14 protein-coding genes are annotated in these 13,632 nt (G+C 69.4%); 8 read left to right on the plus strand and 6 right to left on the minus strand.

Annotated features, from left to right (window positions below; all coding sequences use genetic code 11):
- Positions 1 to 38 precede the first annotated feature (38 nt).
- The 3 genes from LOS78_RS09895 to LOS78_RS09905 form a co-directional block, all read right to left on the minus strand.
- The gene (locus LOS78_RS09895; RefSeq protein ID WP_230378115.1) at positions 39 to 833 is read right to left on the minus strand and encodes an ATP-binding cassette domain-containing protein; all 795 of its coding nucleotides are present in this window, start codon (positions 831 to 833) and stop codon (positions 39 to 41) included.
- On the minus strand, positions 830 to 1,903 hold the full coding sequence (locus LOS78_RS09900) for an ABC transporter permease (protein WP_028713123.1): 1,074 nt from the start codon (positions 1,901 to 1,903) through the stop codon (positions 830 to 832). Before LOS78_RS09900 ends, LOS78_RS09895 begins: the two co-directional genes overlap by 4 nt.
- 90 nt (positions 1,904 to 1,993) lie before the next feature.
- On the minus strand, positions 1,994 to 3,013 hold the full coding sequence (locus tag LOS78_RS09905) for a sugar ABC transporter substrate-binding protein (protein WP_230378116.1): 1,020 nt from the start codon (positions 3,011 to 3,013) through the stop codon (positions 1,994 to 1,996).
- 117 nt (positions 3,014 to 3,130) lie between these two features.
- Here LOS78_RS09905 and LOS78_RS09910 point away from each other — a divergent pair, with 117 nt between their 5' ends.
- Genes LOS78_RS09910 through LOS78_RS09920 form a run of 3 tightly spaced genes read left to right on the plus strand, consistent with a single transcriptional unit; the run spans position 3,131 to position 5,595 of the window.
- Positions 3,131 to 4,324: an ROK family transcriptional regulator gene (locus LOS78_RS09910; protein WP_230378117.1), complete on the plus strand. Its 1,194-nt coding sequence runs from the start codon at positions 3,131 to 3,133 to the stop codon at positions 4,322 to 4,324.
- An 18-nt stretch (positions 4,325 to 4,342) separates the two neighbouring features.
- Positions 4,343 to 5,251, plus strand: coding sequence for a DnaJ C-terminal domain-containing protein (locus tag LOS78_RS09915; RefSeq protein ID WP_230378118.1), 909 nt, complete (start codon positions 4,343 to 4,345; stop codon positions 5,249 to 5,251).
- Positions 5,248 to 5,595, plus strand: coding sequence for a hypothetical protein (locus LOS78_RS09920; RefSeq protein ID WP_028713119.1), 348 nt, complete (start codon positions 5,248 to 5,250; stop codon positions 5,593 to 5,595). The genes LOS78_RS09915 and LOS78_RS09920 overlap by 4 nt, the downstream gene beginning before the upstream one ends.
- Here the strand turns inward: LOS78_RS09920 and LOS78_RS09925 are convergent.
- Genes LOS78_RS09925 through ccmI form a run of 3 tightly spaced genes read right to left on the minus strand, consistent with a single transcriptional unit; the run spans position 5,592 to position 7,479 of the window.
- Positions 5,592 to 5,759, minus strand: a complete 168-nt coding sequence (locus tag LOS78_RS09925; RefSeq protein ID WP_028713118.1) for a DUF1289 domain-containing protein — start codon at positions 5,757 to 5,759, stop codon at positions 5,592 to 5,594. The genes LOS78_RS09920 and LOS78_RS09925 overlap by 4 nt on opposite strands.
- Positions 5,756 to 6,232 carry a Holliday junction resolvase RuvX gene (gene ruvX / locus LOS78_RS09930; protein WP_028713117.1) on the minus strand — a complete coding sequence of 159 codons (477 nt, stop codon included), beginning with the start codon at positions 6,230 to 6,232 and terminating at the stop codon, positions 5,756 to 5,758. The genes LOS78_RS09925 and ruvX overlap by 4 nt, the downstream gene beginning before the upstream one ends.
- Positions 6,229 to 7,479 (minus strand): c-type cytochrome biogenesis protein CcmI, encoded by a 1,251-nt coding sequence (gene ccmI, locus LOS78_RS09935; protein WP_230378119.1) that lies wholly within the window; start codon positions 7,477 to 7,479, stop codon positions 6,229 to 6,231. Before ccmI ends, ruvX begins: the two co-directional genes overlap by 4 nt.
- Positions 7,480 to 7,682: 203 nt before the next feature.
- Between ccmI and LOS78_RS09940 the strand changes: the two genes are divergently transcribed.
- From LOS78_RS09940 to LOS78_RS09960, 5 genes are all read left to right on the plus strand, one after another.
- On the plus strand, positions 7,683 to 8,954 hold the full coding sequence (locus LOS78_RS09940) for a sarcosine oxidase subunit beta family protein (RefSeq protein ID WP_028713115.1): 1,272 nt from the start codon (positions 7,683 to 7,685) through the stop codon (positions 8,952 to 8,954).
- Positions 8,955 to 9,114: 160 nt separating this feature from the next.
- Positions 9,115 to 9,393, plus strand: coding sequence for a hypothetical protein (locus LOS78_RS09945; RefSeq protein ID WP_028713114.1), 279 nt, complete (start codon positions 9,115 to 9,117; stop codon positions 9,391 to 9,393).
- 346 nt (positions 9,394 to 9,739) lie between these two features.
- The gene (locus LOS78_RS09950) at positions 9,740 to 10,117 is read left to right on the plus strand and encodes a sarcosine oxidase subunit delta (protein WP_230378120.1); all 378 of its coding nucleotides are present in this window, start codon (positions 9,740 to 9,742) and stop codon (positions 10,115 to 10,117) included.
- Positions 10,114 to 13,044 (plus strand): sarcosine oxidase subunit alpha family protein, encoded by a 2,931-nt coding sequence (locus LOS78_RS09955; RefSeq protein ID WP_230378121.1) that lies wholly within the window; start codon positions 10,114 to 10,116, stop codon positions 13,042 to 13,044. Before LOS78_RS09950 ends, LOS78_RS09955 begins: the two co-directional genes overlap by 4 nt.
- A complete protein-coding gene (locus LOS78_RS09960) occupies positions 13,037 to 13,555 on the plus strand; it encodes a sarcosine oxidase subunit gamma (protein WP_028716949.1) in 519 nt (172 codons plus the stop codon). Before LOS78_RS09955 ends, LOS78_RS09960 begins: the two co-directional genes overlap by 8 nt.
- The last annotated feature ends 77 nt before the right edge of the window (positions 13,556 to 13,632 follow it).

Raw genomic sequence — 13,632 nt, forward strand, 5'->3', positions numbered from 1 at the left:
CGAAGGACGGGGGGCAGAGCCCCCCGCAGCCGTGCCGTTCAGGCCGCCGTTGCCACCTCGTCCGGAACCTTGGCCCCGGTCATGAAGGCCACCGCGTCCGACATCGAGTAATCCTGCGGCCGGATCACGCACAGCCGCCGGCCCAGCCGGTGGATATGGATGCGGTCGGCCACCTCGAAGACATGCGGCATGTTGTGGCTGATCAGGATGATCGGGATCCCGCGCGAGCGCACGTCGCGGATCAACTCCAGCACGCGGCGGCTTTCCTTGACGCCAAGTGCCGCCGTCGGTTCGTCCAGGATCACCACCTTGGAGCCGAAGGCGGCCGCCCGCGCCACCGCCACGCCCTGGCGCTGGCCGCCCGACAGGGTCTCGACCGCCTGGTTGATGTTCTGGATCGTCATCAGCCCCAGCTCGGTCAGCTTCTCGCGGGCGAATTTCTCCATCGCCGGGCGGTCGAGTTTGCGGAACCACTGGCCCATGATGCCGGGTTTGCGCAATTCGCGGCCCATGAACATGTTGTCGGCGATGGAGAGGGCAGGGGACATGGCCAGCGTCTGATAGACGCATTCGATGCCATGGCCGCGCGCATCCAGCGGGCTGGCAAAGCGCACCGGCCTGCCCTCCAGCGTGATTTCGCCCTCGTCGGGCTGGACCGCCCCGGACAGCGCCTTGATCAGCGAAGACTTGCCGGCGCCGTTGTCGCCGATGACCGCCAGGATCTCGCCCGGCATCAGGTCGAAGTCGCAATGGTCCAGCGCCGTGACCTTGCCATAGCGCTTGACCAGGCCGCGGGCCTTCAGAAGCGGTTCTGCGGAAGTGTTCGCGTTCATGCCGATGCCTTTCTGATCCATTGATCCACCGCCACGGCGAGGATGATGAGCAGGCCGATGAGGAAGAAGGTCCATTGCGGGTCTGTGCCGACCATCTTCAGCCCCATCTCGAACACGCCGACGATCAGCGCGCCGAAGAACATGCCGACGATCGAGCCCCGGCCGCCGAACAGGCTGATGCCCCCGATCACCACCGCGGTGATGGACTGGATGTTGCCCAGCTGCCCGGTCGAGGCCGAGGGCGAGACCGAGCCGAAGCGGCCGATCATCACCCAGCCCGCGATGGCGCAGAACAGGCCCGCCAGCGCATAGACCTGGATCAGCACCCGCCTGGTGCGCACCCCGGCCAGCTCTGCCGCCTCCGGGTCGTCGCCGACGGCATAGACATGCCGGCCCCAGGCGGTATGGCGCAGGACGTAGGCCAGGATCGCGACCAGCGCCACCATCAGGAACACGGCATAGAGGATCTTCACCCCGCCGGGCTGGATGGAATAGCCCCAGAATTGCAGCGCCGGCGCCTCGGCGGCGATGGCCGAGGAGCGGATCGTCTCGTTCGCGGAATAGATGTAGTTCGCCGCCAGGATGATCTGCCAGGTGCCCAGCGTCACGATGAAGGGCGGCAGCTTGATGCGGGCGACCAGCCAGCCATTGGCAAAGCCCATGGCCGTGCCCGCCGCCAGCCCCAGCGCGATGGCCAGCGGCGCCGGGATGCCGTAGCGGAAGGTGAACTGCCCCATCAGCACCGAGGAGAACACCGCGATGGCGCCGACCGACAGGTCGATCCCGGCGGTCAGCACCACCAGCGACTGCGCACAGCCCAGGATGCCGACGATGGCGATCTGCTGCAGGATGGTGGACAGCGTGACCGCCTTGAAGAAGTTCGGCGACAGCAGGCCGAAGACGATGATCGCCGCGACCAGCACGATCATCGGCACCGCCGAGGGCGTCATGTGCAGCCAGTGCTGCAGGCGCTTCAAGGCGGTTTTCTGTTCCTGGAACTCGGCAACCTTGTCCGAGGCGCCTTGCAGGCCCTCCTCGTAGCCGGCGGCCGTCTTGGTGTCGGATGACATGGACGGTCTCCCCCTTTGCAAGGCGCCGCTCCGGACGCCGCTGCCTGTGGTCAGGGCGAGGCATCCCCCGCCCTGCGGTTCAATCGAGGCTCAGCCCCAGCAAAGCTCGGCGCCGCGGGCCGAGTCGATGGATTCGACGCCCTCGGCCGGCTTGTCGGTGACCAGCTGCACGCCGGTATCGACGAAGTCCTTGCCCTCGGTCGGCGCGGGCTTGGTGCCGTCCTTGGCGAAGGCGGCGATGGCCTCGATGCCTTGCGACGCCATGTCCAGCGGATATTGCTGCGAGGTGGCGCCGATCACGCCCTCCGCGACGTTCTGCACGCCCGGGCATCCGCCATCGACCGAAACGATCAGCACGTCGTTCTCGCGCCCGACGGCCTTCAGCGCCTCATAGGCGCCGGCGGCGGCGGGTTCGTTGATGGTATAGACCAGGTTGATGTCGGGGTCCTTGGCCAGCAGGCTCTCCATGGCCTTCAGCCCGCCTTCCTCATTGCCCGAGGTGACCTCGTGGCCGACGATGCGCGGATCGGTCTCGTCGCCCCATTTCTCGGGGTCGCCCAGCTCGATGCCGAAGCCCTGCAGGAAGCCCTGGTCGCGCAGCACGTCGACCGAGGGCTGCGAGATCGCCAGATCCAGAAGCGCGATCCTGGCCTCGGCCGCCGCGTCGCCCATGGTGGCCCTGGCCCATTGGCCGATCAGCTCGCCGGCCTTGAAATTGTCGGTGGCGAAGGTCGCGTCCGCCGCGTCGATCGGGTCCAGCGGCGTGTCCAGCGCGATGACCAGCAGCCCGGCATCCCGCGCCGCCTGCACGGAATCGACGATGGCCTTGGTGTCCGAGGCGGTGATCAGGATGCCCTTGGCGCCGTCCGCGATGCAGGCCTCGACCGCCGCGACCTGGCTTTCGTGGTCGCCGTCGATGCGGCCGGCATAGGATTTCAGCTCGATCCCCAGTTCGGCCGCCTTGGTCTGGGCGCCTTCCTTCATCTTCACGAAGAAGGGGTTGGTGTCGGTCTTGGTGATCAGACAGGCGCTGTCGGCCTGCGCCATGCCGGCGATCAGGGTCAGGGCCGTGCCCGCCAGCGCCGCGCGCAGCAGTGTCGTCTTGGTCATGATGTCCTTCCTCCTCTGGGCGGGTCTGACCGCCGCCTCCTCCAAAAGGCTGCCGAAGAAAGAGGGGCTTGTCAATAAATCAATTTCGTTGATTTATATAGGGGGGAGGATGGAACCATGCCGAACACCATGCCGGCGGCGGCGACGCCGCAGGGGGTCCGCAGCCAGAACGAGCGCCTGATCCTGTGGCTGATTCGCCGCAACGGGCCGATGCCGCGCGCCGCGCTGGCGCAGGCGACGGGCCTGTCGGCGCAGGCCGTCACCAACATCACGCGCGAGCTGATCGCCGCCGGCCTGCTGGATGCCGGGGGCGAGCGTCGGCGCGGCAAGGTCGGCCAGCCGTTGCTGCCGCTGGCCCTGGCGCCCGAGGGGGCGCTGTTCCTGGGCCTCAAGGTCGGGCGCCGGGTGGCCGAGCTGGTGCTGGTCGATTTCGCCGGCCGGATCCGGCAGATCCGGGTGCTGCCGCATGCCTATCCGCATCCCGACGCGATCCGCGATTTCGCCGTCGCCGGCACCGCGGCGATCCTGGCGGACCTGACCGAGGCGCAGCGTGCGCGGCTGTCGGGCATGGGCATCGCCAGCCCCTTCTACCTGTGGGACTGGGCCGAGGAGATGCAGCCCTGGCGCGGCCGCGACCTGCGCGCCGAGCTGGCCGCGGCGCTGGACCTGCCGGTCTGGCTGGAGAACGACGGCTCCTGCGCCTGCGGGGCCGAGATGATGTTCGGCACCGAGGATCTGCCCGAGGATTTCCTGTATTTCTACCTTGCGCATTTCGGCGGCGGCGGCGTGGTGCTGGACGGGCGGCTGCGGCTGGGACCGTCGCGCAATGCGGGGGCGATGGGCTCCTGCCCGGTGCCGGGCGGGCGGCAGGTGCTGGACGTGGCTTCGGTTTCCGTGCTGGAGACGGCGCTGGGGCGCGACCTGCCGCTGGACGATGCCGACTGGCAGCTGCCGCCGGCCATCGCCCGGCAATGGCTGGACGAATCGGCGCGGGTGCTGTCCCATGCGGCGCTGGGGGCGGTCGCGGTGCTGGACCTGCCGCTGGTGGTGATCGACGGCGCCATGCCGGCCGCGCTGCGCGAGGCGCTGGTGCAGGCGACCGCCGACGGCCTGGCCGCGATGCGCCATCACGGCGTCACCTTGCCCGAGGTGCGCGCCGGAACCCTGGGGCGACAGGCGCGCACGCTGGGGGCGGCGGCGCTGCCGCTCAGCGCCGGCTTCATGCCGGGCGGCAGTTTCACCGCCCCGCGGCCGGGACGGAACGGGCAGGAAACCCAGGACGCGCCGATGCGTTCCGGGGAGGACAGGTGAGGAAAGGAAGCCGCGGCCATGGCCGACGATCCATACAAGGCGCTGGGACTGGACAAGAATGCCACGCAGGACGAGATCAAGAAGGCCTATCGCCGGATCGCCAAGACCGACCACCCGGACCTGAACCCGGACCCGGCGGCGCATGAACGCTTCAAGGCCGCCTCGACCGCCTATGATCTGCTCAAGGATCCCGAGCAGCGCGCCCGCTTCGACCGCGGCGAGATCGATGCCCAGGGACAGGAGCGGCCGCAGCGGCACTATTACCGCGAATATGCCGAATCGGGCGACAATCCCTATCGCCAGCATCACGGTTTCGACGATCTCTCGGACGTGTTTTCCGACCTGTTCGGGCGCGGCGCCGGCGGGCGGCGCGGCGGCGGGGCGCGCAGCTTCGACATGCGCGGCCCCGACCAGCGATTCACGCTGGAGATCGATTTCATGACCGCGGCGCGCGGCGGCTCGACCCGGATCACCATGCCCGACGGCAGCGTGCTGGAGGTGAAGATCCCCGAGGGCGCCCATGACGGCCAGGTGATCCGGCTGCGCGGCAAGGGCGGGCCCGGCATCGGCGAGGGCGGGCCGGGCGACGCGCTCCTGACCCTGATCGTGGCCGAGGATCCCGACTGGAAGCGTGACGGCAACGATGTCGAGACCACGCTGCCCATCACCATCGACGAGGCCGTGCTGGGCGGCAAGGTCGAGGCGCAGACCATCGAGGGGCCGGTCATGCTGACCATCCCGCGCGGCGCCAGCTCGGGCCAGAAGCTGCGGCTGAAGGGGCGCGGCATCAAGGGCGAGGGCGGACGGCGCGGCGACCAGCATGTCGTCCTTAAGATCGTCATGCCGCCCAAGGTCGATGACGAGCTGGCGCGCTTCATGGAGCAATGGCGGCAGACCCACGCCTATGACCCGAGGAGGGGAAAATGACCCAGCGCCATTATACCCTGACCGAGACGCTGGCGGCCGTCAGCGACCTGACGCCCGAACAGCTGGACCGCTATATCCGCGCCGGCGTCGTCATGCCGGTGCAATCCGAACAGGGGCCGCTGTTCCGCGAGCTGGACCTGGCGCGGCTGAGCCTGGTGGTCGACCTGGCCGAGGGCTATCACCTCGACGAGGAGGCGCTGGGCCTGGTGCTGTCGCTGGTCGACCAGTTGCACGGGCTGCGCGGCGACATGCGGGCGATCCTGGACGCCGTGGCGCGCGAGCCGGTGGAAACCCGGGTGCGGTTGAAGGCCGCGATCCGCGAGGTGCGGGTGGTGACGCGCTAATCCGCCGGCCGCCGGCGGGGCAGCTCGGCCATGACGGCCAGCCGCTCGGCCTCGGTCATGCGGCCCCAGCGGGTGATCTCGTCGATGCTGCGCAGGCAGCCGGTGCAAAGCCGGCTTGCCGGGTCGATCTTGCAGATGTCGATGCAGGGGGTCGAGGGCTTCATCCCGCCGCGCCCAGGAAGCGCAGCCGGTCCAGCGCACCCTGCAGGATATAGCCGGCCGCGACCTGGTCGATCACCTCGGCCCGGCGCTTGCGCGAGGTATCCCCCTCAAGCAGCGCCCGTTCGGCCGCGACGGTCGAGAGCCGCTCGTCCCAGAAGCCGATGGGCAGCGGCGTCAGCCGTTCCAGGTTGCGGGCGAAGGCGCGGGTGGATTGCGCGCGCGGCCCCTCGCTGCCGTCCATGTTGCGCGGCAGGCCCAGCACCAGCCCGACCAGCGCCCGGTCGGCGGCGATCTTCAGCAGCGCCTGGGCGTCCAGGGTGAACTTCTCGCGCCGGATCACCGTCAGGGGCGAGGCGACGCTGCGCAGCCCGTCGCTGACCGCGACGCCGATGGTCTTGGTGCCCAGGTCCAGCCCGGCCACTGCGCCGGTGCGGGGCAGGGCGGCGGCGAATGCCTCGATGCTCTCGCAGATCATTCCAGCCCCGCCTGTTCCGCCGCCGCCTCGATCAGGTCCAGCGCCGGCCGGTTGCCCGCGAAACGCTGCCGGGCCTCGCCCAGGATGGCGGCGGCGTGGTCCTTTTGCCCGATCACCGGCAGGGACGAGATCAGCCGCGCCCATTCCTCGGGCGTGCCGCCCTGGGTGGCAAGCCGGGTCTCCAGACCCTTGACCATGCCCTCGACCATCTGCTGGCGTTCCTCGGGGCTCATGTCCCCCGCCGCTGCCACGGCCTCCGCATCCGGGCCGGGCAGGGCCGGCGAGCCGGGTGCGGAAGCGGGCGCGGAATCGGTCCGGGGCTCGGGCGGGGTATAGTCCGGGCGGCCGGCGAACCAGGCCAGATCGCCGATCGCGGCGCGGATCGGCTGGATCCAGGGCGCGCTTTCCGGCCCCTCGGCCAGCAGCCCGGCCCAGATCGGAAAGGCGCGGTCGGGGCGGCCGTTCTGCAGATGCAGCAGCCCGACCATGAAGCGCGCCTGCGGATTGTGCGGATCGCGGGCCAGCGCCCGGGCCACCGCATCCTCGCCTTCGGCGGTGATGATGCCGCCCGCCGCCTCGATGGTCAGCCCGGCCAGCCGCGCCAGTTCCTCGGCGCTCGCAGCCTCGCCGCGCAGCGCCACCAGCCGGCGCTGCGCGTCCTTGGCGGCGATCAGGTTGCCCAGCCTTTCCTCGTGCTCGGCCAGCAGTTCCAGCCCGCGGGGGTCGTTCGGGTTCTTCAGCACCGCCTCGCGCAGCCGTTCGATCAGCGTCGCATAATCTGCATCGGGCTCGGGGCGCTGGGGCCGGGGGGTCCTGGCCTCTGCCTCGGCCTGGCTGGGGCGGCCGTCGTAAAGCGCCTGTGCCTCGGCGATGCGCTGCGCGATGGGGGCGTCGGGACGCTCGGGCTGGCCGATGCGCTGGTAAAGCAGGAAGGCCCCGACGAGCAGCAGCGCCAGAACCGCCAGCGCCGCCCAGCCGCCCGGCGCGCGGCGGGCACTGCCGGCGCGTTCCAGCGCGCGGTCGGCGGCCAGCACCTTGCGGCCGATCTCGACCCGCAGCCGTTCGGCATCGGCCTCGTCGATCAGGCCGCGGTCCAGATCCCGCCCGACCTCGCGCAGCTGGTCGCGATAGACCCGCAGGTCATAGGCGGCGGTGGGCTCGGCGCCCTCGCCCTGCCGGCGCAGAAGCGGCGCGGCGATGGCCACCGCCACCACCCCCGCCAGCGCGGCGCAGATGATCCAGAACATCGGCTTCCCCTTTTGGCTGCTGCCGGTGATAGCGGCTTTCGCCGCGGCGAGAAAGTCAAAGCCCTGCGACAAATGCGCAAATCGCCTTCGGGACATCTGCGCCGTCCCCTGACGCAATTCAACAATCGCCCCGTCGCAACGCGGCTTGCCCGAACACCGCCCTCGCTTCACTCTGCACGGGTCGAGTCGCAAGAGGTTCCGCCATGCCCGCATCTGCAAGTTCCAGCACCGGCCGCTATTCGGTCTTTGCCATCGCTAAAGAGGCGATGCGGCTGCATACCGGCTGGAAACGCGCCTGGGCCAGTCCCGAGCCCAAGAAGAAATACCAGGTCGTCATCGTGGGCGCCGGCGGCCATGGCCTTGCCACCGCCTATTACCTGGGCAAGAATTTCGGCATCACCGATGTCGCCATCATCGAGAAGGGCTGGCTGGGCGGCGGCAATACCGGCCGCAACACCACCATCATCCGCTCGAACTACCTGCAGGACCCTTCGGCGGCGATCTACGACAAGGCGCTGAAGCTTTACGAGAACCTGTCGCAGGACCTGAACTACAACATCATGTTCAGCCCGCGCGGCCTTCTGATGCTGGCGCAGACCGAGCATGAGGTGCGCGGCTACAAGCGCACCGTCTATGCCAACCAGCTGCAGGGCGTGGCGACCGAATGGGTCAGCCCCAAGCGCATCAAGGACATGCTGCCGATCATCAACATCGACGGGCCGCGCTATCCGGTCCTCGGTGGACTTTACCAGGAGCGCGGCGGCACCGCCCGCCACGACGCCGTGGCCTGGGGCTATGCCCGCGCCTGCTCGGCCATGGGCATGCACATCATCCAGAACTGCGAAGTCACCGGCATCGAGACCGCGAACGGGCAGGTCAGGGCGGTGAACACCGGCAAGGGCCGCATCGAATGCGACAAGCTGGCGCTGATCGCCGCCGGCCACAGCTCGGTCCTGGCCGAGATGGCCGGCTTCCGCCTGCCCATCGAATCGCTGGCGCTGCAGGCGCTGGTCAGCGAGCCGATCAAGCCCTGCTGCGACATCGTCATCATGGCCAACACCGTGCACGGCTACCTGTCGCAATCCGACAAGGGCGAGATGGTGATCGGCGGCGGCACCGACGGCTTCAACAACTACACCCAGCGCGGCTCCTGGCACCATGTCGAGGAGACGGTGCGCGCGCTGATCGAGACCTTCCCGATGCTGTCGCGGCTGAAGATGCTGCGGCAATGGGGCGGCATCGTCGACATGACCGGCGACCGCTCGCCGATCCTGTCCACCACGCCGGTCGGCAACATCTTCGTCAACTGCGGCTGGGGCACCGGCGGCTTCAAGGCCATCCCCGGCTCGGGCTGGGCGATGGCCGAGCTGCTGGCCAAGGGCCAGCCCGGCCCGCTGGCCAAGGATTTCGGCCTGAACCGTTTCGTCGAGGGCCGCTTCATCGACGAGAGCGTCGCCGCGGGGGTGGCGCATTGATGCGCGGCGCGGGCGGGTTCCTGCCGGCCTGCGGGGCGGATTTTGGGCCGAATTTCGCCCATCTCCGCACCGTTGCGGAAAAAATCGTGCAAGTCATGGGAAACTCTTATTCATCTAATGAATTGTTAAGTTACGTCCCCATGACCAAGGAGTTTTCTTCATGGCCGAACAGAACAAGAGCAACCTCTGGCTCATCGTTGGCGTCGTCGTCGTCGTGCTGGTGGTCATCTATTGGTTCGTGTCCTCGGGCACCGAGCCGACCGCGACCGAGCCGCCGACCGATCCGGCCGTTTCGTCCGAACCCGCGCCCGTCGATGACGGCGCCATCTCCGTCGAACCGCCGGCCGAGCCTGCTGCTCCTGCCGATCCCGCTGCTCCGGTCCCGGCCGAGCCTGCGACTCCGGCTCCGGCCGAACCTGCGGCGCCTTCCACCAACTAAGGCGCCTGTCCCGGCGCCTTCGGGTGCCGGCCCTTCCGCGGGTCGGGGGGCATTGCGCCCCTCGGCTGGTCTTCATGCGCAGCGCGGCGGGCCTGTCCCTGTCCACGCTGGCATGAGCGCGGCGTTGCGCGGGCCCTGCGGCCTGCCGCCGCTGCCGCGCCGTGTTCGCCTTCGCTTTGAAACGCCCGTGATCCGGCCCCGCCAGGGGCGGACTGCGGTCGCCTGCGTTGCCGCCCCCGGCCGGGGCTTTCCGGCCCGTTCCCCGATTTCCACTGCTGTCCTGCGCATCCGGCCTGCTCACGGGCCGGTTCCCCCTGCGCGCGCCCTGCCGCCGAAGGAGTGATCCATGCTGACCCTGACCTGTCCCTATTGCGGCATCGCGGCCGAGGAAACCGAGCTGCAACCCGGCGGCGAGGCGCATCTGAAGCGTTTCGGCCCCGGTTCGACCGACGAGGAGTTCGAGGCCTATCTGTTCGCCCGCAAGAACCCCAAGGGCGTGCATTTCGAACGCTGGCGCCATGCCTATGGCTGCGGCAAGTGGTTCCTGGCGGCGCGCGACACCGCCACGCTGCAGGTCTTTGGCACCTACAGCGCCCAGACCCCGCATCCGACGCCCGAGATCGTCGCCGCCATCCGGGCGCAGCGTCCGGACTGGCAGCCCGACTGGAGCGAAATCCCTGCCGACACTTCCGCCGACACCCCCGCCGAAAGCCTGAACGCATGACCGAGACCGGACCCTTCCGCCTGCCGCGCGGCGGCCGCCTGATCGACCGCGCCTATCAACTGCCCTTCCGCTTCGACGGCCGCCAGATGCGCGGGGTCGCGGGCGACACGCTGGCTTCGGCCCTGCTGGCGAACGGCCAGCTGATGATGGGCCGCAGCTTCAAGTATCACCGGCCGCGCGGCCCCATCGCCTCGGGCGCCGAGGAACCGAACGCGCTGCTGGGCCTGGGTCAGGGCGGCCGGTTCGAGCCGAACCAGCGCGCCACCACCACGCCGCTGGTCGGCGGCATGGTTACCGCCAGCCAGAATTGCTGGCCCAGCCTGAACGCCGATATCGGCGCGATCAACAACTGGATGTATCGCTTTTTCCCGGCGGGTTTCTATTACAAGACCTTCATGCATCCGCGCCCGTTCTGGAAGCATGTGTTCGAGCCGATCATCCGCCGCTCGGCCGGGCTGGGCAAGGCCCCGACCGAGGCCGATCCGGACAAGTACGAACAGGCCTATGCCCATGTGGACGTGGTGGTGGTCGGCGGCGGCATCGCTGGCCTGACCGCGGCCCGCGACGCGGCCCGCGACGGCAAGTCGGTCTGGCTGGTCGAGCAGACGCCGCATTTCGGCGGCCGCACCCCCACCGACCACGCAGACGGCCAGTCCCGCGTCGACGCGCTGCTGGCGGAGCTGCGGGGCATGACCAACGTCACCCTGCGCCGCTCGACCCAGGCGACCGGGCTTTACGACCATGGCTATCTGCTGGTGCGGGAATCGCTGGCCGATCACGACCCGAATGCGGGCATCCCGCGCCAGCGCCTGTGGCGCATCCGCGCGGGCCATGTGATCGTCGCCACCGGCGCGCTGGAGCGGCCGCTGAGCTTTGCCGGCAATGACGTGCCGGGCGTGATCCTGGCCTCGGCCGTGCGGGATTATATCGACAATTACGGCGTGGCGCCGGGCCGCAAGATCGTCGTGGTGACCAACAACGACGACGCCTATCGCACCGCGCTGGTGGCGCTGGATGCGGGGCTGGAGGTGCCGGTGGTGATCGACGCCCGCAGCTCGGCCGGCGGCGCGCTGCCCGCGGCGGTGCGCGCCCGCGGCGTGCGCATCCTGACCGGCAGCGCCATCGCCGGCATCAAGGGCGGCCAGGGCGTCGAGGCGGTCAAGATCTGCGCGCATTCCGGCTCGGGCGAGGTGACCGAGACCGTGGATGCCGATTGCGTCGCCATGTCCGGCGGCTGGTCGCCGGTGGTGCACCTGTGGAGCCATTGCGGCGGCAAGCTGACCTGGTCCGACGCGCAGTCGATGTTCGCCCCCGACCCGAACCGCCCGCCGACCGGCGCGGACGGCAAGGCGATGGCCAGCTGCGTCGGCGCGGCGGCGGGCGACCTGCTGGTCCCGGACCTGACCGGCGCGCAGGCGGAATCCGCGACCATGCCGGTCTGGGTCATGCCGGCCCACGCCACGCGCAAGATGAAATTCAAGATGTGGCTCGACTTCCAGAACGACGTGAAGGTCTCGGATGTCGAACTGGCCGCGCAGGAAGGCTATCACAGCGTCGAGCATACCAAGCGTTACACGACCCTCGGCATGGCGACCGACCAGGGCAAGGTCAGCAACATCAACGGCCTCGCCGTTCTGTCCAATGCGCTGAACCAGCCGATCCCGGCCACCGGCACGACGACCTTCCGCCCGCCCTATACGCCGCTGACGCTGGGCACCATCGCCGGCGAGGCGCGGGGCGAGATCTTCCAGCCCTTGCGCAAGACGCCCATGCATGGCTGGCACGAAAGCCACGGCGCCTTCTTCGAGCCGGTCGGCCATTGGCGCCGCCCCTATTGCTACCCGAAGGCGGGCGAAAGCCATGGCGACGCGGTGGCGCGCGAGATCCGGGCGGTGCGGGCCTCGGTCGGCACGCTCGACGCCTCGACGCTGGGCAAGATCATCGTCAAGGGCCCGGATGCGGGCAAGTTCCTCGACATGATGTATACCGGCATGATGTCCAGCCTGCCCATCGGCAAGTGCCGCTATGGCCTGATCTGCAACGAGAACGGCTTCCTCGTGGACGACGGCGTGGCCGCGCGCCTCAGCGAGGATACCTGGCTGGTGCACACCACCACCGGCGGCGCCGACCGGATGCATGGCCATATGGAAGACTGGCTGCAATGCGAATGGTGGGACTGGAAGGTCTATACCGCCAACGTCACCGAGCAATGGGCGCAGGTCGCCGTGGTCGGTCCCAAGGCCCGGGTGCTGCTGGAGCGGCTGGGCGGCATGGACCTGTCGGCCGAGGCGCTGCCCTTCATGGGCTGGGCCGAGGGCGAGATCGCCGGCGTCCCCGCCCGCGTCTATCGCATCAGCTTCTCGGGCGAGCTCAGCTTCGAGGTGGCGGTGCCGGCGAACCGCGGCCTGGAGCTGTGGGAAAAGCTGCATGAGGCCGGCCGCGACCTGAACGTCACCCCCTACGGCACCGAGGCCATGCACGTCATGCGCGCCGAAAAGGGCTTCATCATGATCGGCGACGAATCCGACGGCACGGTGATCCCGCAGGACCTGGGCCTGGGCTGGGCGATCAGCAAGAAGAAGGCCGACTATATCGGCAAGCGGGCGCAGGAGCGCAGCCACATGACCGATCCCCGGCGCTGGAAGCTGGTGGGGCTGGAAAGCGTCGACGGCCGGGTGCTGCCCGACGGCGTCTATGCGGTGGCCGATGGCGTGAACCCGAACGGCCAGCGCAACACCCAGGGCCGGGTGACCTCGACCTACATGTCGCCGACGCTCAACAAGCCTATCGCCATGGGGCTGGTGCTGAACGGCCCCGAGCGCATGGGCGAGGTTCTGGAATTCCCGGTCGCGGGTCAGGAAAGCTACAAGGCGCGGATCTGCGATCCGGTCTTCTATGACAAGGAAGGGAGCCGGGCGAATGGCTGAGGCACTGGCGAAGATCTCTCAGGTGCAGGACTGGGGCATGATCCAGATCCGCGCCGATCTGGCGCGCGCGGGCGAGGCCATCGCCGCGGCGGCCGGGGTGGCGCTGCCCGGACAGGGCCGCATCACCACCGACGGCAGCCGCTCTCTCGGCTGGATGTCGCCGGACGAACTGCTGCTGGTCCTGCCGCGCGCCGAGGCGGCCGAGGCGCTGGCCGCCCTGCAGGACGCGCTGTCCACCGAACACGCGCTGGTGCTGGATGTCAGCGACATGCGGGCCGCCTTCCGCATCCAGGGCGCCAAGGCGCTGGACGTGCTGATGAAGCTCTGTCCCGCCGACCTGGCCGCCATGCCCGAGGACGGGCTGCGCCGCACCCGCGCCGCCCAGGTCGCCTGCGGCATCTGGCGCGAACCGGGCGGCTATGTGCTGATCGGCTTCCGCTCGGTCACCGACTACCTGCGCGGCATCCTGACCGGCGCCGCGGCGCCGGGCACGCAGCTCGACCCGCGCTAGTTCCGCGCTGCGGGGTCCGGACGGGGCTTGTGGCGGCGGCAGGGCGGCGTATGGATGGAAGGCGAAAGCCATCCGGT

It is taken from the genome of Paracoccus sp. MA (genome assembly GCF_020990385.1).
Classification (GTDB): Bacteria; Pseudomonadota; Alphaproteobacteria; order Rhodobacterales; family Rhodobacteraceae; genus Paracoccus.